The 24203-nt window shown below is 72.3% G+C and carries 18 protein-coding genes and 1 pseudogene; 13 read left to right on the forward strand and 6 right to left on the reverse strand.

Going from position 1 to position 24203, the window contains the following annotated elements:
- Nucleotides 1–24: 24 nt before the first annotated feature.
- From WAB15_RS31600 to WAB15_RS31610, 3 genes are all read left to right on the forward strand, one after another.
- A complete protein-coding gene (locus tag WAB15_RS31600; protein WP_407288311.1) occupies nt 25–1359 on the forward strand; it encodes a copper amine oxidase in 1335 nt (444 codons plus the stop codon).
- Nucleotides 1360–1459: 100 nt separating this feature from the next.
- Complete coding sequence (locus WAB15_RS31605) at nt 1460–2701, forward strand: SAV2148 family HEPN domain-containing protein (RefSeq protein ID WP_399146280.1); 1242 nt, start codon at nt 1460–1462, stop codon at nt 2699–2701.
- Between the two features lie 20 nt (nt 2702–2721).
- Nucleotides 2722–6066: an AfsR/SARP family transcriptional regulator gene (locus WAB15_RS31610; RefSeq protein WP_407288312.1), complete on the forward strand. Its 3345-nt coding sequence runs from the start codon at nt 2722–2724 to the stop codon at nt 6064–6066.
- Nucleotides 6067–6093: 27 nt separating this feature from the next.
- On the opposite strand, the gene WAB15_RS31615 is transcribed toward WAB15_RS31610, so the two are convergent.
- On the reverse strand, nt 6094–6921 hold the full coding sequence (locus WAB15_RS31615; RefSeq protein WP_407288313.1) for an SDR family NAD(P)-dependent oxidoreductase: 828 nt from the start codon (nt 6919–6921) through the stop codon (nt 6094–6096).
- Between the two features lie 209 nt (nt 6922–7130).
- On the opposite strand from WAB15_RS31615, the gene WAB15_RS31620 reads away from it, so the two are divergent.
- The gene (locus tag WAB15_RS31620) at nt 7131–7856 is read left to right on the forward strand and encodes an exonuclease domain-containing protein (protein WP_407288314.1); all 726 of its coding nucleotides are present in this window, start codon (nt 7131–7133) and stop codon (nt 7854–7856) included.
- 90 nt (nt 7857–7946) lie between these two features.
- On the opposite strand, the gene WAB15_RS31625 is transcribed toward WAB15_RS31620, so the two are convergent.
- Entirely contained in the window at nt 7947–8837 is an 891-nt protein-coding gene (locus WAB15_RS31625) for an aminoglycoside phosphotransferase family protein (protein WP_399146284.1), read from the reverse strand.
- A 227-nt stretch (nt 8838–9064) separates the two neighbouring features.
- Here WAB15_RS31625 and WAB15_RS31630 point away from each other — a divergent pair, with 227 nt between their 5' ends.
- The 7 genes from WAB15_RS31630 (at nt 9065) to WAB15_RS31660 (ending at nt 17373) form a co-directional block, all read left to right on the forward strand.
- On the forward strand, nt 9065–10003 hold the full coding sequence (locus WAB15_RS31630) for a carbohydrate ABC transporter permease (RefSeq protein WP_399146285.1): 939 nt from the start codon (nt 9065–9067) through the stop codon (nt 10001–10003).
- 101 nt (nt 10004–10104) lie between these two features.
- Nucleotides 10105–10935 carry a carbohydrate ABC transporter permease gene (locus WAB15_RS31635; protein WP_407289327.1) on the forward strand — a complete coding sequence of 277 codons (831 nt, stop codon included), beginning with the start codon at nt 10105–10107 and terminating at the stop codon, nt 10933–10935.
- Complete coding sequence (locus WAB15_RS31640; RefSeq protein ID WP_407288315.1) at nt 10935–12269, forward strand: extracellular solute-binding protein; 1335 nt, start codon at nt 10935–10937, stop codon at nt 12267–12269. Before WAB15_RS31635 ends, WAB15_RS31640 begins: the two co-directional genes overlap by 1 nt.
- A gap of 200 nt (nt 12270–12469) precedes the next feature.
- Entirely contained in the window at nt 12470–13681 is a 1212-nt protein-coding gene (gene mgt, locus WAB15_RS31645) for a macrolide-inactivating glycosyltransferase (RefSeq protein ID WP_407288316.1), read from the forward strand.
- Between the two features lie 279 nt (nt 13682–13960).
- On the forward strand, nt 13961–15172 hold the full coding sequence (locus tag WAB15_RS31650) for a S8 family serine peptidase (RefSeq protein ID WP_399146288.1): 1212 nt from the start codon (nt 13961–13963) through the stop codon (nt 15170–15172).
- A 198-nt stretch (nt 15173–15370) separates the two neighbouring features.
- On the forward strand, nt 15371–15961 hold the full coding sequence (locus WAB15_RS31655; protein WP_407288317.1) for a TetR/AcrR family transcriptional regulator: 591 nt from the start codon (nt 15371–15373) through the stop codon (nt 15959–15961).
- Complete coding sequence (locus tag WAB15_RS31660) at nt 15958–17373, forward strand: MFS transporter (RefSeq protein WP_407288318.1); 1416 nt, start codon at nt 15958–15960, stop codon at nt 17371–17373. The genes WAB15_RS31655 and WAB15_RS31660 overlap by 4 nt, the downstream gene beginning before the upstream one ends.
- On the opposite strand, the pseudogene WAB15_RS31665 reads toward WAB15_RS31660, so the two are convergent.
- Nucleotides 17359–17610, reverse strand: a pseudogene (locus tag WAB15_RS31665) (hypothetical protein); the annotation flags it as partial. The gene WAB15_RS31660 and the pseudogene WAB15_RS31665 sit on opposite strands and share 15 nt — an antisense overlap.
- A gap of 24 nt (nt 17611–17634) precedes the next feature.
- Here WAB15_RS31665 and WAB15_RS31670 point away from each other — a divergent pair.
- Both WAB15_RS31670 and WAB15_RS31675 read left to right on the forward strand, forming a co-directional pair.
- Nucleotides 17635–18237, forward strand: coding sequence for a TetR/AcrR family transcriptional regulator (locus WAB15_RS31670; protein ID WP_407288319.1), 603 nt, complete (start codon nt 17635–17637; stop codon nt 18235–18237).
- Nucleotides 18238–18446: 209 nt separating this feature from the next.
- Nucleotides 18447–19193: a phosphotransferase family protein gene (locus WAB15_RS31675; RefSeq protein ID WP_407288320.1), complete on the forward strand. Its 747-nt coding sequence runs from the start codon at nt 18447–18449 to the stop codon at nt 19191–19193.
- A gap of 166 nt (nt 19194–19359) precedes the next feature.
- On the opposite strand, the gene WAB15_RS31680 is transcribed toward WAB15_RS31675, so the two are convergent.
- From WAB15_RS31680 to WAB15_RS31690, 3 genes are all read right to left on the reverse strand, one after another.
- On the reverse strand, nt 19360–20454 hold the full coding sequence (locus WAB15_RS31680) for an NAD(P)-dependent alcohol dehydrogenase (RefSeq protein WP_407288321.1): 1095 nt from the start codon (nt 20452–20454) through the stop codon (nt 19360–19362).
- A 252-nt stretch (nt 20455–20706) separates the two neighbouring features.
- Nucleotides 20707–21366: a GPP34 family phosphoprotein gene (locus tag WAB15_RS31685; protein ID WP_407288322.1), complete on the reverse strand. Its 660-nt coding sequence runs from the start codon at nt 21364–21366 to the stop codon at nt 20707–20709.
- A 228-nt stretch (nt 21367–21594) separates the two neighbouring features.
- On the reverse strand, nt 21595–24105 hold the full coding sequence (locus WAB15_RS31690) for an SCO7613 C-terminal domain-containing membrane protein (protein ID WP_407288323.1): 2511 nt from the start codon (nt 24103–24105) through the stop codon (nt 21595–21597).
- Between the last annotated feature and the right edge of the window lie 98 nt (nt 24106–24203).

The following is a 24203-nucleotide window of genomic DNA, read 5'->3' on the forward strand; positions in this document are numbered from 1 at the left end:
CTCCTTCGCACAGGAGCCGCCACCATGCGCCTAAGACGCACCACCGGCACTTCGACCCACCGCCCGTACCGGCGCACCGCCGCCCTCGCCGCGGCCCCGCTGCTCGCCGCGACCGCCCTGCTGACCGGTCCGGCCGCCCAGGCCGCCCCCGAGGCCCCCGCCGCGCCCGCCCCCGCCCCCCAGTGCAGCGCCTCCTACCGCATCACCCAGGCGCTCGACGGCGGCACGGTCTGGCGGATGTGCTGGCACTACGAGGGCAACGCCGGCCTGGTCCTGGACGACATCTCCTACCAGCCCAAGGGCGAAAGCGCCCCGATCAAGGTGCTCACCACCGCCAAGCTCGCCCAGATCCACGTCCCCTACGACGACGGCACGAACGAGTACGACGACCTCACCGGCCAGGGCTTCGCCCAGGGCCTGCAGAAACTCGCCCCCGCCGAATGCCCCGGCGGCACCATCAAGACCGTCAAGGTGCCCGGCGCCTGGGACCCCGCGCACCCGGAGGTCGGCGGCCTGTGCGCCACCACCCGGGCCCGCGGCCACGCCTACCGGCTGGGCACCTACCCCGGCGAGAACACCAAGACCTACCAGCTCCAGGGCAACGACCTGCTGCTCTACACCGTCAACAAGGTCGGCTGGTACGAGTACATCACCGAATGGCGGTTCGCCGGCGACGGCACCATGACCATGCAGGTCGGCGCCACCGGCACGGTCTCACCGGGCGACTACGACGCCGGCGACGGCCGCGGTATGCCGATCGGCAAGGGCGCCAAGGACTACGCCACCAGCCACAGCCACAATGTCTTCTGGCGGCTGAACTTCGGCCTGGACGGCTCCTCCGGCAACAAGGTCGAGCAGTTCGACTCCGCCACCACCACCCGCCCTGGCGGCCGCACCCCCACCATCCGCACCACCCGCACCCCCGTCACCAAGGAGCTGGCCGGGGACGCGGGCCCGATGCGCTGGTGGCGCGTGGTGAGCGCCACCGGCAAGAACAAGGACGGCCATCCGCGCTCGTACGAGATCGTGCCGGGGCACACCAGCAAGTACACCGGCCGCAGTTACACCAAGCACGACATCTATTTCACCGACTACAAAAAATGTGAGCAGTTCGCCAGCAACAACCTGGCCAACTGCGGCGCCCGCGGCGGCAAGAGCATCGACGCCTGGGTCAACGGCCAGCCGCTGAAACACCCCATCGCGTGGGTCAACATCGGGTTCCACCACATCGCCAGGGATGAGGACCAGGAGCCGATGCCCGTCCACTGGCAGGGCTTCCAGCTGGCTCCGCGCGACGTCACCGCTATGAATCCGCTCACTCCGCCCGCGCTGTCCGGTCACAACGGGCACTATGAATAAGGGGAGTTGACAGCCGACTCGACTCATCCTGCTGCACCGTCTCCCGCACCGCAGTAGTCTGCCTTGATCGTTGGCACGGGGGTTCGGGAGGCGGTGGCAGGTGAGCGGCGGGCTGGAGTTGCCCCCTGGTGACGAGAGTCACGAGGCTCAAGAAGGCGGCTCCGTCGACGCACCGCCCGGCGCGGTGTCCCTGGCACGACCGCTGGAGATCGGGGCGGAGCTGGACTGGGGCGCCGACGCCTGGAGCGAGGTGCGTACCCGGGCCCGCCGGGCCGGTCGTGCCTACATCTGGCTGAATCTCGTGGAGCAGCGGCTGCGGGCCGTGGTCGCGGCGGTCCTGCGGCCCATCTACGAACCGGTGCACGGCGACGAATGGGTCGTCGCCGCGGCCGGCCCCGCCGGGCAGGAGTGGGTGCAGCGCGCGGTCGCCGTCCGCGAGGTCAGCCGCCGCAAGGGCTACCTCCTCGACCCCGCGGACGACAACATCGTCAGCTTTCTGACGCTGCCGCAACTCCGCGAACTGATGGTCCAGCACTGGCCCTGCTTCGAGCCGTACTTCGACGACCGCCGCGAGGTCGAGCTGGCCCTCGACGAACTGGAGGTCGCCCGCAACATCGTCTCCCGCAACCGCGCGCTGTCGCAGACCGTCCTCGCCCAGGCCGAGCGCGCCTCCGCCCGGCTCCTGGACATCCTCGGTTCCGGCACCGGCACCCGGATCTCCGGCCGGCTGCCGATCGACGCCGTGGAGGACCTGGTCGGCGACCGCTACGCCGATGTCGTCGGCGTGCACCCCGACCGGGTCCGCCTCCAGCGGCAGCTGCCCGCCGAGGACCTCTTCGGCGGCGCCCGCCGCCTCGACGCCGTCGGCATAGGACTGAACCTCCTCGTCCAGAACTACTCCGGCCGCCGCCTGGTCCGGCTCGCCGAATCCGGCTGCCGGGTCCGGCTGCTCTTCCTCAACCCCGCGAGCAGCGCGGTGCGTCGCCGGGAGCGCGAAATCGGCCTGAAGAAGGGCGAGATGAGCCGCTCCATCGAGATGAACATCCTCCATATGCGACGGGTGCGCGCCCGGCTGCGGGACCCCGGCGCCTTCGAGATCCAGGTCTTCGACGAGACCCCGCGCTTCACCGCCTACCTCGTCGACGGCGACGGCGCCGACGGCCTGGCCGTCGTCCAGCCCTACCTCCGCAAGAGCCGGGGCATGGAGTCGCCCGTCCTGGTGCTGCGCGGCGGAGCCCGCGAGGTCGTCCGCCAGGACGCCCGCGACGGCGACCACGGCCTCTTCGAGACCTACCGGGAGGAATTCGAGAGCATCTGGGCGGATTCGCGGCCGGTCTCCTGACCGCCTCGTACGGTTGACGCATGCAATTCCGCGTACTGGCCCCGCTGGACGTGCGGACCGCCGACGGCCGTCGCGCCCCCGTCCCGGAGAAGAAGGTACGGGCGTTGCTCGCCGCGCTCCTCGCGCACCGTGGCCACCCGGTCTCCGCGACCCGACTCATCGACCACCTCTGGGGCCGGCGGCCGCCCGCGAACCCGACCGCCTCCCTCCAGAGCAAGGTCTCCCAGCTGCGCCGTGCCCTGGACGCCGCGGAGCCCGGCGCCCGGAAACTGGTGACGGCGACCCCGCCCGGATACCGGCTGGACATCCCGGCCGACGCCCTGGACGCCGGCCGCTTCACCGCCTTGACGGCCCGTGCCCAGGCGGCCGCCACCGCACGGGAGCGGGCCGGACTGCTCGGCGAAGCCCTGGCCCTGTGGCACGGGCCCGCCTTCGCCGGATTCGCCGACGACGACCTGGTGCGCCCGGTGGCCGAGGACCTGGAGGAGCAGCGGCTGACCGCCCTGGAGGAGCGGGCCGCGGCACGCCTGGAGCTGGGCGAGCACACCGCGCTGACCGGCGAGCTGGCCGCCCTGGCGGCCCGGTACCCGCTCCGCGAACGGTTGCGTGCGCTGCAGCTGACCGCCCTGTATCGGGACGGACGGCAGAGCGAGGCGCTGGCCGCGTACGGCGCCGTACGCGCACAACTGGCCGAGGAACTGGGGGTGGACCCCGGTCCCGAGCTGACCGCGGTCCATCAGGCGATCCTGCGGCAGGAGCCCTGGGAGGCGAGCGGCGCGGACGCCGGACGCACCGTGACCACCGGGGGCGCGACGGGGGCGGCCGCCGGCCCCGCCTCGCGCCCGCGCACCAACCTCCCCACCCCCCTCACCGAACTCCTCGGTCGCCAGGACGCCGTCCACCGGGTCGGCCGGCTCCTCGCGGCCGACCGCCTGGTGACGCTCACCGGCCCCGGTGGCGTGGGCAAGACCCGGCTCGCCCTGGAGACCGCCGGCCGGTCGTCCGACGCCTTCCCGGACGGTGTCTGGCTCGTGGAACTGGCCGCGCTGAGCCGCCCGGACGACGCCACGGGCGAGCGCGCGGGCAAGTGCACCGCCGCCGAGATCGCCGAGGCCGTGCTGGCCGTGCTCGGCATCCGGGAGGGCGCCGCGGCCGGCCCGGTGGCGGAGCGGCTCGTCGGCGCGGTACGGGGCAAGCGCCTGCTGCTCGTCCTGGACAACTGCGAGCATGTCGTCGAGGCGGCCGCCGAGGTCACCGCCGCGCTGCTCGCCGCCGCGCCGGAGGTCCGGGCGCTGGTGACCGGCCGGGAACCGCTGGGCCTGGCGGGCGAGGTGGTGTGGACCGTACCGCCGCTGGAGCCGGCCGGCGCCCGCGCGCTGTTCGCCGCCCGCGCGAGCGCTTCCGACCCCGGCTTCGTGCTGGACGCGGACACCGCACCCGCCGTGGCGGAGATCTGTCGCCGCCTGGACGGCATCCCGCTCGCCCTGGAGTTGGCCGCCACCCGCGTACGCGCGCTGGGCGTAGGCGAGTTGAGCGCCCGGCTGGACGACCGGTTCCGGCTGCCGGCGGCCGGCCGACGCGGTGCGCCCGCCCGGCAGCAGACGCTGCGCGCGATGATCGACTGGAGCTGGGAGCTGCTGTCCCGCCCCGAACGCACCGTGCTGCGCAGGCTGGCGGTACAGGCGGACGGCTGCACCCTGGAGGCCGCCGAGACGGTCTGCGCGGGCGACGGCATACGACGGGACGAGGTACTGGATCTGCTGGTCCGTCTTGTGGACCGCTCTCTGGTCGCGGTGGCTCCCACGCCGTACGGAGTCCGCTACCGCCTGCTGGAGACGGTGGGGGCGTACTGCCTCGAACGCCTGCGGGAAGCCGGTGAGCTGAGCGGGGTACGCCGCCGCCACCACGACTACTACACCGAACTGGCCGAGCGCGCCGCGCCGTTGCTGTACGGGGCCCAGCAGCGGCAGTGGCTGGAGCGGCTCGACCAGGAGGCCGCGAATCTGCGGGCGGCGCTGGACGGCTGGGTCCGCGGCGGCGCGGCCGACCGTGCGCTGCGCCTGGTCGACGCGTTGGCCTGGTACTGGTTCCTGCGCGGCCGGCTCGCGGAGGCGGGCCGCTCGCTGGCGGCGGCACTCGCGGTCCTCGCGTCGCCCGGTGCGGACCCCGAGGGGGACGGCACCACGGCCTCCGCGGGGCGCCGGCTGCGGGTGGCCGCCTGGCAGGTCGGGATGGCGTCGCTGGCGGGCGGCGACGCCGACCCCGTGGGGCGGGCGGCCGCCGTGCTGCGGCGCTACGAGGAGCGCGAGGAGCCGCGGGACCGGGCCTGGGCCCAGTGGTTCCTGGGGTACGCCCAGGTGGGCCTCGGCGACAGTGCGGTGGCGGCGCGGCGGGTGTCGGACGCGCTGACCGCCTTCCGGGCGCTGGGCGACCGCTGGGGCACCGCCGCGGCGCTGAGCGGCCGCGCCCGGCTGGCCGGCGGCAAGGAGCCGGCCGCGCGCCGCCGTGACGCCGAGGAGAGCGCCGCGCTCTTCGGCGAACTGGGCGATCGCTGGGGGCAGTTGCAGGCGGCCGACGCGCTCGGCGCGATCGCGGAGATCACCGGCGACTACGCCCGGGCGGCCGGGCTCCATCAGGACGGGCTGCGGATCGCCGAGGAGCTCGGCCTGGGGATCCAGGCCTCGTACCAGCTCTCCGGCCTGGGCCGGATCGCGCTGCTGACCGGTGATACGGCCGGTGCCCGGGACCTCCACGAGCGGGGCCGGCGGCTGGCCGCCGAACACGCGCACCGGCGCGGCGAGATGTTCGCCGAGACCGGACTCGCGCTCGGCGCCAGAAGGGAGGGCCGCCTCGACGACGCCGAGGCGCAGCTGCTGCCCTGGCTGGAGTGGTGCCGCGACCGGGACGGCGACCCCGGTACCGCCTTCGTCCTGGCCGAGCTGGGTTTCGTGGCGGAGCTGCGGGGCGATGCGCCGACCGCCCGCCGCCGCCACCTGGACGGCTTCGCGGCGGCCCGCGCCACCGCCGACCCGCGTGCCGTCGCGCTGGCACTGGAAGGCCTGGCCGGTGCCCAGGCACTGGTCGGCCGCTTCGCCTCCACGGCCCGGCTGTTGGGCGGCGCCGGCACGCTCCGCGCGGCGGCCGGGGCGCCGCAGCCCGTCGCGGAGCGCGGTGACGTCGCGCGCAGCACGGCAGCGGCGCGCCGGGGCCTGGGCGCGGAGGCCTTCGCGGCGGCGTGCGCGAGCGGCGCGGAAACGGCACCGGACGTGCTGGTGGCGGAGGTGAGCACGCCGACGGAGGCGGGCGAGGGGGCGGAGGCGGTGGGGGAGAGCAAGGCGCGGACGGTGAGGGAGGGCACACGGTAGGGGAGACGTGGCGGCGACGGCGGCCTCCTACGGTGTCCCCGTGATGCCCCCGTCGACCCGCAGCTCGATTCCGTTGACGTAATCGGCGCGCGGGCTCGCCAGATAGGCCACCGCGGACGCGATGTCCTCCGGGCGTCCCAGACGCCCGACCGGATTCGGCGCGTACTGCGCGACGATGCCCGCCTCGTCCGGCTCGCCCGGTTCCCCAGGCTCGCCCGCCGCGTCCGACCCGTTGCCGCGCCCGTCGTCGGCCGCGGTCCGTTCCTGCCACATCCGGTACATCGACGGGGTGACGATCACTCCCGGGCTCACGCAGTTCGCGGTCACCCCGCTCCCCGCGAGATGCCTGGCCAGGCTCGTGGTCATGTTCACCACGGCCGCCTTGGCCGCCGAGTACGTCACCATGTTGGGCAGCGGTGTGCGGACGGCCCGGCTGCCGATGGTGATCACCCGGCCCCAGCCGTGCGCGCGCAGCGAGGGCAGCAGCGTCTGACTGACCCGCACCGTCGGCAGCACATTGCCCTCGAAGGCCGCGCGCCAGTCGGCGGGCCGAGAGCTCTCCCAGTCGTGCTCGGTGAACGGACCGGCGTTGTTGACCAGGATGTGCGCCCCGAAGTCGCGTGCGGTGAGGGCGACCTGCTCGGCGACACCGGGTTCGGTCAGGTCGCCGAGCACCACCTCGGCCCGTACCCCACGGCGCGCGATCCGCTCGGCGACGGCCGCCGCGGCCCCGGCGTTCCGCCCGTGGACCAGCACCTCGCACCCCTCGTCCGCCAGCGTCTCGGCGATGGTCGCGCCGATCCCCGAACTGCTGCCCGTCACCAGCGCGCCGTGTCCTGCCAGCCGTAGGTCCATGGCGGTCAGCCTAGGGCCGTCTCTCGCGAGGGGCGCCCGTGCCGCGACGGGCGGCCGGTGGATTGTCAGTGGTGCGTGGGAGAGTGGGCGAGCAACGGGGGAAGTACCACCGAAGGAGGCCGCATGAGCGAGGGCAGCGAGCGCAGGGAACGTGTGGAACGCGGGTGCGCGCCGCGCGAGTGCGAGGCCGAGCGAAGCGAGGTTTCGGCATGAGCTGGCATCAGGAGCTGCTGGTCGGCTTCGACCTGGAGACGACGGGCACGGACGTGGAGCAGGACCGCATCGTCACCGCTGCCCTGGTCCGGCTGGAGGGGGACGGCCGGGCGGCCGCGAAGCGGACCTGGCTGCTGGATCCGGGCGTGCCGATTCCCGATGAAGCCGCGGCCATACACGGCATTTCAACCGCATATGTCCAAGAGCACGGGCAGTCGCCGGCGACGGCCGTAGAGGAGATCACCGAGGCGCTGGCCGAGGCCCTGCGCGCGGAGATCCCCCTGGTGGTGATGAACGCCCGCTATGACCTCTCCCTCCTGGACCGCGAATGCCGGCGCCACGGCCTGCGGACCTTGACCGACCGGCTGGGCCAGGGCCCCGCCCCGGTCATCGACCCGCTCGTCCTCGACAAGCATGTGGACCGCTACCGCAAGGGCAAGCGTGCGCTGCAGGCGCTGTGCGGCCATTACGGAGTCCGGCTGGAGGACGCACACGAAGCGGGCGCGGACGCGGCGGCCGCCGCCGGAGTCGCTCGCCGCATAGGGGAGAAGTACCCGGCCGTCGCCATCCCCTCGCCCCGGGCTCTGCACGACCTCCAGGAGCAGGCGGCCGCCGAGCAAGCGGCCTCGTTCCAGGCGTACTTGCGGCGCTCCGGCGACCCCCGGGCGATCGTCGAGCCGGCCTGGCCGCTGATTCCGTACCAGGCCGGGCCGGCCCGGTAGCGCCGGCGCGGCCGCCCGCCGCAGCGTGCCCCGTCCGTCTTCGTACGGGGCCCGGCCGTCCCGGCACGGACGCCTACACCGCTCCCCGCCTCAGAACGGATACCACCGCACCGTCGCGTCCTTCTCCCGCAGTGAGGCGATCCGGCGCCGGAACTCCTTGAGCGCCGCCGGGTTTCCGGGTGCGTGCTGCGAGACCCAGGCGCAGCTCGCCGTCTCCCGGGACCCGCGCAGCACGGCGCAGCCCTCCCAGTCCCGTACGTCCCAGCCGTAGACGGACACGAAGGTGTCGTAGGCGTCCGGGCCCAGGCCGTAGCGGTCCCGGCTCAGCGCCATCACGACCAGATCGTGTTCGCGCAGATCGCAGGAGAAGGTCTCCAGGTCCACCAGCACCGGACCGTCGGGTCCGACATGGACGTTGCGGGTCAGCGCGTCGCCGTGGATCGGACCGCGCGGCAGATGCGGCTCCAGCGCCGTGGCGGCGGCCGCGAACGCATCGCGTCGGCCGCGCAGATACTCCGCGTCCGGCGCGGACACGGCGTCGCCCGCCAGCCGCAGCCAGCGTTCGACGCCGCCCAGCAGCTCGCGCCGGGGCAGCGCGAACGGCGGCTCCGGCAGGGCGTGGACCAGCTTCAGCAGCGCGGCGAGATCCTGCGGCCCGGCGGGGCGGACGGCCTCCGGCAGCCGCTCCCAGTACGTCACGGGGTGCCCGTCGACGAGCGTGGCCACCGGCTCCGCGGCCCGCACCGCCGGTACGCCCGCTGTGGCCAGCCACTGCGCCACGTCCAGTTCCCGCTCGGCGCGCTCCAGGAGTTCGGCGCTGCGGCCCACCCGTACCACCGGACCGCCGTCGCCGAGGGCGAAGACGGCGTTCTCACCGAGCGCGAGCAGCCGGGCGTCGGCCGCCGCGTCCGGCCGCCCGGCCGCGGCCAGTACGTCCCGGGCGCGTGCCTCGGTGAAGGCGGCGGGGCTCGGTTCGGTCATGGTGATGCCTCCTGCGGTGCGCGATCGCGACCAGTGTCGCAGGGCACCTCCCGGCACTCATCCCGCGGGGAGTTCCGCCATGGATCGCGACCGGGACCTTGACTGCGGTGGCGGCCCTCACGACGATGACGGCGGCCGACCGGGGACACGACGTCGAGCAACGGGGGACGGGGGAGCGCGATGGCAACAGCGCCGAAGGCGGGCACACACGGCGGGGAGTCCCCGCGGTGACCCTCGCGACCGCGCCCCGGCGGTCCACCGCGGCGGAGGCCGGTCGCGCCGGGAGCGCGCGGCGCGACCACGGCGCGTGGTTCCTCGTGCTGCCCGCGCTGCTCCCGATCCTGGTGCTGAGCGTGGGGCCCCTGCTGTACGGCATCGGGCTGGCGTTCACCGACGCCCAGTCGGGCCGGGTCCAGGCCACCCGGTTCGTGGGACTGCTGAACTTCTCCGACCTCTTCCAGGACTCCCTGTTCTGGGATTCGTTCCGAATCGGCCTGTTATGGGCCTTCGGCGTCACCGTCCCGCAGTTCTTCCTGGCCCTCGGCCTCGCCCTGCTGCTCCATCTGAACCTGCGGCTGCGCTGGCTGACCCGGGCGCTGGCGATCATTCCGTGGGCGATGCCCGAGGTCGTCGTCGGCATCATGTGGCGGCTGGTCTACCACCCGGACGCCGGTGTCCTGAACGAGACGCTGCGCGACCTCGGCCTTTCGGGAGCGGATGGCCGCGACTGGCTGAGCGGGCTGGCCACCGCCCTGCCCGCGGTCATCCTCGTCGGCGTCTGGGCCGGGATGCCGCAGACCACCGTCACCCTCCTGGCCGGTCTGCAGAACGTTCCGCACGAGCTGCACGAGGCCGCGGCCATGGACGGTGCGGGGGCCTGGCGCCGCTTCCGTACGGTGACCTGGCCGGCCATCAGGCCCATCGCGCTCGCCGTCACCGCCCTCAACTTCATCTGGAACTTCAACTCCTTCGCCCTGGTCTATGTGCTGACCGACGGCGGACCCGGCGGCCGCACCAGGCTGCCGATGCTCTTCGCGTACGAAGAGGCCTTCCGTTACGGGCAGTTCGGGTACGCCGCCACGATGGGCCTGGCGATGGTCGCGGTGATCTCGGTGCTCCTGGCCTGCTATCTGGTCGGCCGGCTGAAGGGGGAGGACGACCGGTGAACGGTGCGCGGCGGACGAGCGAGGCACCGCGGACGAGCGCCACGGCGGCGACGAGCCGGACGGAGCGCGGAGCCCCGCGGCGGACGGCGGGCGCCGGCGCCGTGCGGCGCACCGCCACCCGCACCGGCCAGTACACCGCGCTCCTGGCCTACCTCCTCTTCCTCGCCCTGCCCTTCCTCTGGCTGCTCTCCACCGCGTTCAAGCCACCGCGCGAGCTGGGCAGTATCCACCCCACCTGGACACCGAAGGCGCCGACCCTGGAGAACTTCCGGCAGGCCTTCGAACAGCAGCCGCTGCTGGCCGCCGCGGGCAACAGCCTGCTGGCCGCCGCGGTCTCCGCACTGATCGCGATCGTGCTGGCGACCCCGATGGCGTACGTCCTGGCGCGCTACCGCAACCGGCTCTCGCGGGCCGCCACGGGCTGGGTCGTGATCAGCCAGGCCTTCCCGCTGGTGCTGGTGATCATCCCGCTGTTCCTGGTCCTGAAGGGCCTGCATCTGGTGGACTCCCGGATCGGCCTGATCATGGTCTATGTGGTCTGGTCGCTGCCGTTCGCCCTGTGGATGCTGACCGGCTACGTCCGGGCGGTGCCGCCCGAGTTGGAGGAGGCGGCCGCCGTGGACGGTGCGGGCCGGGTCCGTACGCTCGTCTCGGTGACCGCGCCGCTGCTCGCGCCGGGCATCGTGGCCACCGGGCTGTTCGCCTTCATCACCGCCTGGAACGAGTTCTTCTTCGCCCTGGTCCTGCTCAAGTCGCCCGGGAAGCAGACCCTGCCGGTCGTGCTGACCCACTTCCTCGGGACGGAGGGCGTCGCCGACCTCGGCCCGCTCGCCGCCGCGGCGCTACTGGCCACCCTCCCCAGCCTGCTGCTGTTCGCCGTGATCCAACGGCGGATCACGGGCGGGATGCTCGCCGGGGCGGTGAAGCACTGATGCGGGCCGGCGACGAGACGACGACGGCCGCCCCTCTCGCCCGTCGCAGGCTGCTCGCGGCCGCGGCCGCCGCCGCACTGCCCGCCGCGGCCCTGCTGCCGGGCTGCGCGGACGGCCGGCGCCGCCGCGGGGCCGGCGGCCGCATCACGCTGCGCTTCCAGTCGCTCGCCTGGCAGCAGGACTCCCTCAAGGCCAACAAGCAGCTGGTCGCGGAGTGGAACAGCCGGCACCCCAAGGTCCAGGTGCAGTATGTGCAGGGCGCCTGGTCCACCGTCCACGACCAGCTGCTGACCTCCTTCGAGGGCGGCGAGGCCCCGGACATCATCCACGACGCCTCCGACGACCTCGCGGACTTCGCCTACGGCGGTGATCTCGCCGACCTCACCGACCTCCTGCCGCCGCGCCTGAAGCAGGACATCCCGCGCCGGAGCTGGGAGACCGGCACCTTCAACGGCCGGATCTACGGTGTCCCGTTCCTCCAGGAACCCCGGGTGCTGATCGCCGACCGCGGCAAGCTGCGGCGCTCCCGCGTACGGATCCCCACTCCCGAACACCCCTGGACCTGGCAGGAGTTCGCCGAGGTCGCCCAGCGGCTGACCCGCGGCACCGACTACGGGGTCGCCTGGCCGCTGAAGGAACCCGTTTCGGCCACCCTCAACCTCGCCCTGTCCACGGGCGGCCGGGTCTTCCACCGCCACCCCGACGGCAAGGTGGAGGTCCGCTTCGACGCCGTCGACCAGGTGGTGCCCCGCACCGTCCACGACCAGCTGAACGTCGACCGCAGCGCCTCCCGCGCGACCCTGGGCATGGGCGGTTCCGACACCCTCCCGGGATTCTTCGCCGGCCGCTACGCGATGGTGCCGCTCGGCTTCTCCTACCGTCAGCAGATCGCCCAGCAGGCTCCCCGGGGCTTCGACTGGACGGTGCTGCCCGCTCCCCGGGGCACCGCGCTCGACCAGGGCGTCAGCCCGCAGACGCTGTCGATCGCCGAGGACTGCCCGTTCAAGGAGGAGGCGATGGCCTTCATCGACTTCCTCCTCAGGCCGGCGAACATGGTCCGGCTCGCCCTGGGCGACTGGCTGCTGCCGACCGGTCGGGAGGCGCTGGCGGACCCGGCGCTGCGGGTGCGGAGGTACGAGTGGGCCACGGGTACCGCACTGGCCGGATCGTTGCGTTCCGCCCCCGCGCAGTCCGTTCGCGGCTACCCGGAGTGGAAGGACAAGATCGCGACCCCCGGTCTGCAGGAGTACTACAGCGGCGCCATCGGCCTGAGCACCTTGCGGGAGCGACTGGTCGAGGACGGCAACGTGGTGCTGGCGCGGTATCAGCGCTGAAGGAGACGGCGGGAGTCGGCGCGCCGAGCGGGCGAGCGGGTGAACGGTCCGCGGGGGCCATCGCCGTACGCGGGCGGGCATCGCCGCAGATTGTGCGAGACGAGCCGTCTCGTCTAGTCTGATGTGGCGTCCCGGCCCTGGAATCCCTGTCCGGGTGTCCCGTCCACCGCCTCCGCGCGCCCTCGCCAAGGAGTTCTCGTATGCCCCGCGCCCAAAGGCCCGCCCATATCGCGATGTTCAGCATCGCGGCCCACGGTCACGTCAACCCCAGCCTGGAGGTCATACGGGAGCTCGTCGCCCGCGGCCACCGCGTCACCTACGCCATCCCGCCCTCCTTCGCCGACCTGATCGCCGGCACCGGGGCCGAGCCCCTGCTGTGGAACTCGACCCTGCCCACCGACGACAAGCCGGAGGCCTGGGGCACCGAACTCATCGACAACATCGAGCCGTTCCTCGACGACGCCGTCCAGGCACTGCCGCAGCTGCTCGCGGCCTACGAGGGCGATGAGCCGGACCTCGTCCTCTACGACATCACCGCCTACCCGGCGCCGCTGCTCGCGCACCGATGGCAGGTCCCCGCCATCCAGCTCTCGCCGAACATGGTCGCCTGGGAGGGGTACGAGGCGGAGGTCGCCGGAGTGCGGGCCGAACTGCGGGCCACCGAGCGCGGCCGGGCGTACTACGCGCGCTTCCAGGCCTGGCTCGACGAGCACGACATGGCCACCCGTACCGACCCCGACCGCCTCGCCGCGCAGCCCGACCGCTGCCTGGTCCTCATCCCCCAGGCCATGCAGCCGCACGCCGACCGGGTCGACGCGTCCGTGTTCACCTTTGTCGGCTCCTGCCAGGGCGATCGCTCCCACCAGGGCGACTGGCGGCGGCCGGCGCATCTGCCGTCCGACGCCAAGGTGCTGCTGGTCTCCCTCGGCTCGGCGTTCACCGACGAACCGGCCTTCTACCGGGAGTGCGTCGAGGCGTTCGGCGGGCTGCGGGACTGGCATGTGGTGCTGCAGATAGGGAAGTTCGTCGACCCGTCGCAACTCGGGGAGGTCCCGGACAACATCGAGGTGCACCACTGGGTGCCGCAGCTCGCCGTCCTGCGCCAGGCGGACGCCTTCATCACCCACGCCGGGATGGGCGGCAGTCAGGAGGGCCTGGCGAACGGGGTGCCCATGGTGTGCGTACCGCAGGCCGTGGACCAGTTCGGCAACGCCGACATGCTCCAGGCGCTCGGTGTCGGCAGGCATCTGCCGAAGGAGGAGGCCACCGCGCAGGCGCTGCGCGAGGCGGTGCTGTCCCTGGTGAACGACCCCGAAGTCGCCGCGCGGGCCGAGCGGTTGCGCCGCCAGGGGGCGAGTGAGGGCGGCACCCGTCGGGCGGCGGACCTCATCGAGTCCGCGTTGCCCGAATGAGTCCGGAACAGTCATCAAATAGGCCCGAACCTGCCCTCTGTTGCGGGAAAGTAAACAGAGTTGTGCCTGAATGCTTCAAGTCGCAACATCTTTTGCACAGTTATAGGGCTGTTTGATCCTTTTGCAGGCTTGTTGCTTATCTCACACGGCCGGGTCCCCCTTGAATTGGACTCGTCAATCAGACAGGGTTTCGAGCCAGCCCGAACGCAGATCTTCCTGTGTGCACGGGCTGTTGACGCAACGCTTCCCCCCACACCACGAACGAGGAGAACCCTCGCAATGGCTCACAAGCGTTCCAGCAAGAAGCGGCTCATCACGTCGATAGCCGCCGCGGTCGCCGCGACGGGTGTCGCCGCGGTCACCGCCGTCACCGCGGGCGCATCCCCGGCCCCGACCCCGGCCGAAGGCAAGATCTACGGAGCCGAGGCCAAGGGTGCCGTGAACGGCAGCTACATCGTCATGATGAAGAAGTCGGTCCGCACCGCGCAGAGCGGCGACCTGGCCTCCAAGTACGGTGGCAAGGTCAAGCGGAACTTCTCCTCCGTCGGCGGCTTCTCGACGACCGGTCTGAACGAGGAGGAGGCCAAGCGCCTCGCCGCCGACCCGGCCGTCGACAAGGTCGTCCAGAACAAGAAGTTCCACATCGACGCCACCCAGGACAACCCGCCGTCGTGGGGCCTGGACCGCATCGACCAGGCGGACACCGAGGGCGACAAGAAGTACAACTACCCCGACAGCGCCGGTGAGGGCGTCACCGCGTACGTCATCGACACCGGTGTCCGCATCAGCCACAAGGACTTCGGCGGCCGCGCCAGCTCCGGCTTCGACGCGATCGACAACGACGACAACGCCGACGACGGCAACGGCCACGGCACGCACGTCGCGGGCACCATCGCCGGCGAGGCGCACGGTGTGGCCAAGAAGGCGAAGATCGTCGCCGTCCGCGTGCTCGACGACCAGGGCTCCGGCAGCACCGAGCAGGTCGTCGCGGGCATCGACTGGGTCACCAAGAACCACAAGGGCCCCTCGGTCGCCAACATGTCCCTCGGTGGCGGCGCGGACGAGGCCCTCGACGCGGCCGTGAAGAAGGCCATCGACTCCGGTGTCACCTTCGCTGTCGCGGCGGGCAACGAGTCCGCCGACGCGGGCCAGGGCTCCCCGGCGCGCGTGAAGGAAGCCATCACGGTGGCCTCCAGCACCGACAAGGACGAGCAGTCCGACTTCTCCAACTTCGGCAGCGTGGTGGACCTCTACGCCCCCGGCTCCGACATCACCTCGGACTGGAACACCGGTGACGACGCCACCAACACCATCTCCGGCACCTCCATGGCGACCCCGCACGTCGTCGGTGCCGCCGCGGTCTACCTGGCCGGTCACAAGGACGCCAAGCCCGCGGACGTGGAGAAGGCCCTGACCGAAGGTGCCACGCCCGACAAGATCTCCAACCCGAGCGAGGGCACGCCCAACAAGCTGCTGAAGGTCGTCGAGTAGTCGCCTCAGCTCCCTGCGCCGGCCGTCGCGCTCGCCCCCACGGGGCGCGGCGGCCGGCGTCGTTGTATGCCCGCGAGCCCCGCACCCCGTCACCGCTTCACCGTTGACGGCGTGCGGGGCTCAGCTGTCTGACGGGGTGTGGGGGACCGTCGCCCCGTTGGCGTAGACACTGTCTACCCGCTCTGGTAGACAGTGTCTATGAATGAACCTGTGCAGGACGCGGGCCTGCGTGCCCGTCTGGTCGAGGCCGGTGTCGACCTGGTGAACAGCCAGGGCGCACAAGCCCTGTCGCTACGGGAGATCGCCCGCCGGGCCGGGGTCTCGCACGGAGCCCCGCGCCGGTACTTCCCGACCCACCTGGCCCTGCTGTCCGCGATCGCGCGGCAGGGCTTCACCGAGCTGGCCGCCACGGCCGCCGAAGCGCTCGACAGCGCAGGAACGGACCCGCGATCGCAGCTCACGGCGCTGGGCAGGTGCTACCTCGACTTCGCACGGACCCGCCGCGGAATGTACGAGCTGATGTTCCGACACGACCTCCTGGAGAGCAACCAGCACGGACTGCGGGAGACCAGCCTGCCGCTGTTCCGCGTGCTCGTGGACCTCGTCGCCCGAGCGCGGCCGTCCGCCGACCAGGCGCCACCAGTGATCGCGGGCGCGCTGTGGGCGAATCTGCACGGCATCGCCCAGCTGTGGGGATGGGGCAGCCTCCAGCTCGCGACGGACGCCGACGACGTCGAACCGCTGCTGCGCGCCGCACTGGACGCGCACCTCGGGCCGGAGGACCGATGACCTCCCTACGCCAGCGGCGCCTCACCCTCGCCGGCAGCATCACCGGAGCCGCGATCGTCGCCCTCGACGGCACCGTGCTGACCGTCGCACAGCCCACCCTGCAACGGGACCTGCACGCCTCGTTCGTACAGGTCCAGTGGACCAGCACCGGATACCTCATCGCCGTGGCCGGCCTGCTCGTCTTCGCAGGCCGCCTCGGCGACCGATACGGCCACCAAAAGGTCTTCGCCACCGGGATCCTGGGCTTCGGCGCCGCTTCGGCGGCCATCGGTCTGGCGCCCGGCGTCGGCTGGGTGATCGGCCTGCGCGTCGCCCAAGGAGTCTTCGGCGCACTGCTGCAACCGGCCACACTGGGCATGCTGCGCGCCGCGTACCCGCCCGACCGGCTCGGTATGCCCCTCGCACTGCGCACCAGTGCCATCGGACTGGCGGCCGCCGCCGGCCCGGTCGTCGGCGGCGCACTCGTCGCCCACCTGGGCTGGCGGGCCGTCTTCTTCCTCAACGTGGCACCGGCGGTGCTGGCCGGGCTACTGGCGCTCACCGTACGCCTGCCCGAGGCGACCCCACAGGCGCCGGGGCGCGCCGCCGTCACCCGGCTCGACCTGCCCGGTGCCGGCCTGCTCGCGCTCACCCTGGTGTGCCTGGTCCACACCCTCGTCGCCCTGCCGGAGTCGGGGTGGACGACGACCGTCGTGCTGGGACCGGTCGCGGCGGCGGTCGCCGGCGCCGCGTTCATCCGCCACGAGCGGCGTACGACGTGCCCCCTGATCCCGCCAAGTGTGCTGGGTTCAAGCACCATTGCCGCCGCGCTCGCGATTCTCCTGTCCGCCTCCGCCGCCCTGTTCGGCACCCTCTTCGTCGCCACCTACTTCCTCCAGGACGTCCTCGGGTTGGACCCGCTCCAGTGCGGTCTGCGGGTACTTCCGCTGGCCGTGATGATGGTGCTGAGCGCACCCGCCGCGGCCGTGCTGCAACGCCGGTACGGCCCTCGCCGCACCTCCGCCGCCGCGATGGCCCTGGTGACCGCCGGCATCCTCCTCCTCGCCCAACTCGACCGCAGTTCAACGGCGTTGACGATCGGTACGGGCTGCCTCCTGCTCGGCGCCGGCTTCGGCACCGTGATGGTCACCGCGACCGCCGTCATCGTGCGGCACGCGTCCGTGGGAGAGGCCGGCGTGGCCGGTGGGCTCCAGCAGACCGCGATGAACATCGGCCCCACGCTCGGCGTAGCCACCGCGACCATGCTGACCGGCCTCACCGCCACGACGAGCCGCACACTCATGGTCCTGTCGGTCATCGCCGCACTCGGCGCCCTGGCCGCCCGCAAGCTGCCCTCGCATGTGAGACCTCGCAGGACGGGGCGCGGTAGGTACGTAGCTGAGCAGCAGCCCAGGGGATCAGCTGTCCAGTGAGAGAGCGTTCTTGGCGTGCGCGACGGATTCCTCCGAGGCGGGTCCGCCGGGATTCTCGGTGGCCAGGGCCTGGTTGAGGGTGACGAAGGGGCGCATCCGCCGCTCGTAGCGGGCACACGCCGTGCGGTGGTCGCCGTTGGCCCGGGCAAGGCAGTCGGCCAGCACGTGGGCGCCCACGAGGGCCAGGCTGGTGCCCTGCCCCGAGAGGGGGGAAGGGCAGTAGCCGGCGGCGCCGACGCCGAAGGGCTCTCGGCGCTCTCCATGCGCGGCATCGCGGCCCGCCTCGGCGTCGCGGCGATGTCGACCTACCGGTACGTCCCGAGCAAGGAAGACCTTGTCCTGCACATGGCCGACGCCGCGTTCGGCGAGAAGTCCTATCGCGCGGACGCCCCCGAGGATTGGCGTATGCGCATCGAGCTGGGCGCCCGGACCCTGTGGAGCCTGTACCGGAAGCACCCGTGGCTGGCCCAACTCGGCTCCCTCACACGGCCGTTGCTCGTGCCCAATCTGATGGTCCACGGCGAGTGGGTGCTGGGCGCCCTCGACGGCCACGGCCTCGACCCCACGACGCTGTTCGACATCCACGTCCTGCTCTACAGCCATGTCCAGGGCCTGGCGGTGCACCTGGAGAGGGAGGCGCACGCCGAAGCCGCCACGGGCCAGTCGGAAGACCAGTGGATGGACAGCCGCGCCCCCGCCCTCCAAGAACTGGTGGAATCCGGCCGCTTCCCGACCTTCGCCAAGGTGGTCGGAGCCTTCGAGGACGGCTACGACCTGCGTCTCGACGCGCTCTTCGAATTCGGCCTCAAGGCACTCCTCGACGGGCTGACTTCCATCGTCGAAGGCCAGGAAGCTGGCACGTAGAAACATGAGCGAGTGCCGCGCTGACTCAAAGAGCTCATAGGTGGTGCGGCTGCTCTCGGTGGGAAAAGGGCTGGTGGCGTGGTGGACTTGACCTGGTCAGAGGTCGGTGTCGTGCACGAGGCCGCCGGGTAGCGGGACATGGTCAGCCGCGTGATCGCACGCGATAAACTCGGCGACGTCGGCGATCATCCCCGGGATACTGGTCGCCCATGGATGAGGTCGAAGTCGTTGTCGCCCATTCCGAGCGCGCGACCCTGCGCGTCGGCGACGTGTTCCTGAAGGTGGACGCCGATCAGGCGCGCATCGACGTCGAGGTCGAGGCGATGTCCCTCGCGCCGGTCCCGACCCCGGAGGTCCTGTGGCGCAAGCCGCCCGTGCTCGCGATAGCCGCACTCCCGGGGACGACGCTTGGGCGCCTCGGCGGACCGTCGACCGGGTCGTCGGCGGCGTGGGCCGCGGCGGGCGCCGCCATCCGGAAGATGCACGACGCGCCGCTGCCGCCCCTGCCCGGCCGGGCCGGCCGGAGCATCGTCGCGCTGGCGGCGGAACTCGACGACGAGTGCGAGTTGCTCGTGACGAACGGCCTCCTGCCCGCTGACCTGGTCACCCACAACCGCCAAGTCGCCGAGGCCGCACTCCGGCCGTGGACTCCGGCGTTCACGCACGGCGACCTGCAGATCGCGCACGTCTTCGTCGACGGCGACGAGGTCACGGGCATCATCGACTGGTCCGAGGCGGGCCAGGGTGATGCCTTGTACGACCTCGCCACCTTCACGCTCGGACACGAGGAGCACCTCGACGACGTCCTCGCCGGCTATGGCACCGACATCGACCTCGACGTGATCCACGCGTGGTGGTCGTTGCGAAGCCTGCTGGCAGTTCGCTGGCTGATCGAGCACGGCTTCGACCCGTTCGCGCCGGGCTGTGAGGTCGACGTGCTGAGATCCCGGATGTGAGGCTGCGCGGGCCCGACTGTCTGGACCACACCGCGATGATCGCGGCCGGCCAGGGCAATGTCCTCGCCTCCCGGCTTATCCACCGCGCCCACGCTGAACCCGGCTGGTACCTGTACGCACCCCACGTGCGCGCTCGTCGAAGCCGACCGCGCGCGGGGGCGAGCGGTCAGCTGAAGGTGAGGACGGGCTTGATGACCTCACCGGCGGCTGCTGCCCGCGCGGCCGCCTCAATCTCGCTGAAGGGGTACGGGGTGATCAACTTCTCCAGAGGGAGCTTGCCCTGCTCGTGGAGCGTGATGAGGCGGGGGATGAACTCGTGGGGGACCGCGTCTCCCTCGATCACGCCTCGCAGCTGGATCCCCTTCCTTATCACCGTCATGATGTCGATCTCGGCCGACTTCCCGATGCCGACCAGCGCCAGCGCGCCGCGGTGCCGCAGGGCCGCGATGGCCTGGGAGATCACGATCGGCTGGCCGGTGGTGTCGATGGCGTGGTGCGGGCCGCCGGAGGTGATGTCCCGGACTGCTGCCGCCACATCGTCAACGTCCCTTGGGTCGAGGGCTGCGACGGCGCCGAGGTCTCGCGCTACCGCACGGCGGGACGCGACCGGATCAACGGCGACCACCGAGCAACCCTCGGACACCGCGGCCATGACCGCGCTCAGCCCGACTCCGCCGGCGCCGAACACAACGAGCGACGAACCTGCAGCCGGCTGTAGGACGTTGAGGACCGTGCCGGCGCCGGTCTGCACTCCGCAGCCGAGCGGGGCGGCAAGGACAGGGGCGAGGTCGGCGGGAATCTTGACGCAGTTGCTCTCGTAGGCGATGGCGTACGAGGCGAAGCTGCTCTGGCCGAAGAAGTTGCCGAAGACCGGTTCGCCGTCACGGGAGAGGGGGGTGCTCCCGTCGCTGCGGGTGCCGGTCGCGTTGAGAGCGTTGATGCCTGCCTCGCAGTACGCGGACCGGGCCGATGTGCAATTTCCGCACGCGCCACAGCTGCGGTAGCTAAGGCATACGGTGTCGCCGGGGACGACGGTGGTCACGGCGGTACCGACGGCTTCGACGACGCCGGCGCCTTCATGACCGAAGACCATGGGTAGGCGCGGCTGGGGCCAGATCTGCCGGGTGCTGAGGTCGGTGTTGCAGATGCCGGCCGCGGTGATCCGAACCAGGATCTCGTCCGGCCGCGGCTCCTCGATGTGGACGTCGTGAACGGTGAACGGGCCACCGGTGGACTCCACCAGAGCTGCCTGTATGCGCATGAGTTGAGCTTCCCCCCAGAACTATCGGTCGCGTGTGCAATCGAGGTGAGTAACTGGCCGACGCGCCAAGGCGCCATCAGCCGCGGGACTGTAGCCGTGTCGGTGGAGCAGGTCAGCTCTGCTCCTGTTCCAGGAGGAAGTAGAAGTGGCGACCAGCATCCAGGACACCGCGGCCGTTGCCCGCTTTGGCCGCTGGCGCCCCTCCTGCTGAGCACCGCCTGGGTGTGTTGTCCGGTGGGTCGGGTGACGGGCCTAGCTTGCGGCCGTGGCAGCGGCGACAGCGAAAACCGCCATGGCCGCCTGCATGTCGCGGATCGCCGTACGCACGCTCTCGGCTGCCCACTGGCCGGCCGCGATCCCTGCCATCCGGTCGGCCACCTGCTTATGCGGGACATTGGGGAATGCCAGGCGGTGCAGCTTGGCAGCGTGGATCAGGGCGATGAGGCCCGCTGTGCGCTCGTCCGGGGCGGCGCCGTCCAGGACGACCGCCTGGAGCCGCTGACGCAGTTCCCTCTCGGGCGCGCTGTCGGCCTCGGGGTAGCGGCGCGTCGGGAACAGGCCGAGGGTCCTGTGCTGCTGCTCGACGACCACGCCGCGCGCACATAGGCCTTCCACAGCCGCGTTGGCGGCCTTGCCCTGGTCCTTCGTCAGCCACTCCGTCACTCGGCGCCTTTCGCGGCTGCGCAGCCAGGCGTCGATCAGCGCCATTCGGTCATCGAGCAATCGCTCACCGGTCGGCGTCCTGTCTATCAGTTTGAGGTGCTTGCCCTCGACGGTTGCCCTCCCGGCGAGGACGAGTTCCAGCAGGATCCCGCCCGCGACGGCCCAGCCCGCCGCATGCCGCTGCTCCGGCGCCCCGGACTCATCGTCCAGGGAGAGCAGCATGATCTCCTCGGCCAGCGTGATGGCCATGCTCGGTCCCCCGATACGTCTCGTGATCATTGCAGTCAGCTGGTCAGACGCCCGGGTTCACCAGGCGGTTGCCTTGGTGCCCGCCTGGTGAAGCCGGCACCCATCCGGCAGGCCCTTGGTTGGCCGCTCAGCGTCGCAGTCGGCCAGTTGAGAGTGCGGGCGGGCGGGACGCGTCGGCGCCGACCGATGAGGTGGCGATCTTGCCCTCGCAGGGGCGGCGTCGAAGGCTCACCTCATGCTGCGCATCGTGTCACGCACGCGCCGGGCCTCGCCGATCCGCTTCTCGTAGGTGGCCCCGAGCAGCAGCAGGAGCAGTCCGGCTGCGGCCAGCGGCACCCAGCGGGGCAGGAGGCCGAGCACCTGGACCACGGCCGGGGCGAGTTCGTGCAGTCCGACCAGAACGAGTACGGCGCCGCCGACGACCAGCGGTGCCTGCAGGCGCGTCCGTACCCCGACAACGGTGGCGAGCAGGGCCGCCCCGCCCAGGAGTAGCGGGCGCACCCAGTTCTCGTCGCTCCACACGGCGGCGAGGCTGGGGAGCATGGTCGCGCCCAGCGCCGCCCCGTAGGCGGGCCAGGAGCCCGTCCCCGGGGTGCTCGTACGACGGCGGTGGCCGATGACCAGTGCGGCTGCTGTGACCGGGAGCGTGTACGCCTCGGGGAAGGAGACGTCGGCCAGGGCGAGGCGCACCCAGGAGGAGGCGATGAGAAGGGCGGTTCCGACGAGTGCGGCGCGGCGGCGGTCCGGGCGCAGCGCGATGGCCAGGCCCGCGATCCCCGTCACGGCGAGGGCGAGGCTCAGCGCACCGGGGTGAGGGGCCGTCAGGGCGAGGGCGGTTGCCGCAAGGGCGTACCCCGTGCCTTCGACGGCTGTGGAGACCTGATCGCGCCCTGGGACGCGGTGCCAGGCCGCCGCGGCACAGGCGGAGGCGACAGCGACCGCGAGTACCACGAACGCTGTGACGTGCGCGGGCAGGCCGGCGGTGAGCCCGGACGCGACCGCCTCGACGCCCAGGGCCAGGACGGAGAAGGCACCCGCCACACGCGCCGTCGCGCGCTCGGTGGGCCGGGCGGTCGGCGCCGAGAGGACGTGGGCGAGTACAGCGGCCGATGCGGCGAAGGTCCCGCACACCGCGAGCACGGCAGTCCGATCGGGCGATGACCACAGCAAGGCGAGAGCGCCGGTGGCGGCCAGCGCCAGGAGCCGCGGTACGAGTGTGGCCCCCCGCCGGCGCACGACGTCCACCGCTACGGCGACGGCCGCCACAGCGGCGACCGCCGGCACCCACCCGTACGGCAGCCCCAGCGCCACCGGCAGCAGGAGCAGCGCGGGTACGGCAGCCAGTGCTGCGGTGTTGTGCAGCGCGTTCGCCAGTCGGTCCGTGTGCCGGTCGCCGACGGCACGGGTACGCACTACGGCCATGGCGGCCAGGACGGAGGCGAACAACCAGAGCACGACCAGCGGCGCGGTCGCGAGCCGCCAGCTCCACTGCGGCGGGTGACCGTAGCCCCAGAGCGCCACGCCGTGGGCGACGGGCTGGACAAGGGCCTGCGCGAGGTCCGGCAGCACCACAACACAGGACGACAGCAGGATGGTGGAGGCGGCGACCAGCTCTCCCACCGCAGCCGCAGCTTCGGGCGGCGGTGCGAACGGCCCACCCGTCGTGGTCTTGGCCCACCGGCCGCTCCGTGCACAGGACACCGCCGCCCACACGGCGATGAACGCCGCCGGCGCCGCATATCCGGCCACAGCCCATCCCGCCGGCGTGGCGTACCGCAAACCGGCGCCGACGGCCACGATCAGCGCCAGGACGGCCACGCCCTCGCCACCGGAGCGCAGTGCGAACGGCAGACTGCGAAAGCCGCGGCACAGCGCCATGCCGAGCAGCACCAGCAGCCCCAGCGGTACCCAGGACCGCACCACCTCTGCCGGCGACGGCGCAACCACCGCGTGCCCTGCAGCGAGCACCCCGCCCAGCAACGCCCATCCGCCGCCCACCGCCCCGGCCGCCGTGACCAGGGTGGTGGCAGCTCGTTCGCCGCCCAGCCGGTCGCGGAGCCCGGTGTGCCCGCCGGCGGCTCGTGCCGTGAGCGCGTACAGAACCGCGAAGTCCACCGCGGCCGTGGCGATCATTGCGGTCGCGTAGTCCTCGGCCGTTCCGCCCAAGGCGGCAGTGCCCAGGAGACCGGGCAGTCGTGCCATCAAGAACCCCACGGGCAGCGGGAGCCGGAGCCGCTGCCACCATCCGTAGACCACCGCTCCCACCGCTGTCAGCGTGGTGAGCACCGCCCAGTAGCCCGCCGTCCCGACGCGGTCCAGACCGCCAAGTCCGGCCTGCCGGGCTGCGTAGCCGTCCAGGAGCACCAGGGCGAGTCCCACCGCGGCCGACGCCTCGGCGGTGGCCGTGAGCTGCCGCCGCCGCAGCGGACGGGGCAGCGCGAGCGCGCACGCGGTCAGCGCGAGCAGTACAGCGGCCCGCCCGCCGATACCCAGCCGTCCCCAGCTCACCACCGTGAACACCAGCGCGGCCACGACCACCAGCACTCCGCCGACGACCAGCAGCGCTGTACGGGCCGACGGCGTGGAGATCTCCCGCCCCGAGGCGCCTGCAGCACCGCCGCCGGCCACGGGAGCGCTCAACGGCATTCCTGGGGGTGCGTCTCGGCGTGCCCGCAGCGCGGCCAGCAACTCGTTGTGCCGCTGCGCCAGCCACTGCCTGCGTGCGTCCAGCGCGCTCAACTCTCCTGTGACCTGCCACAACGCGAAGGCATCCGGCCCGGTCAGGGGCAGTCGGCAACGGGTGCACTGAGCGGGTGGAGGCGACCACAGAGGCATTC

Origin of the sequence: Streptomyces sirii (assembly GCF_045690365.1) — a bacterium.
Lineage (GTDB): Bacteria > Actinomycetota > Actinomycetes > Streptomycetales > Streptomycetaceae > Streptomyces > Streptomyces sirii.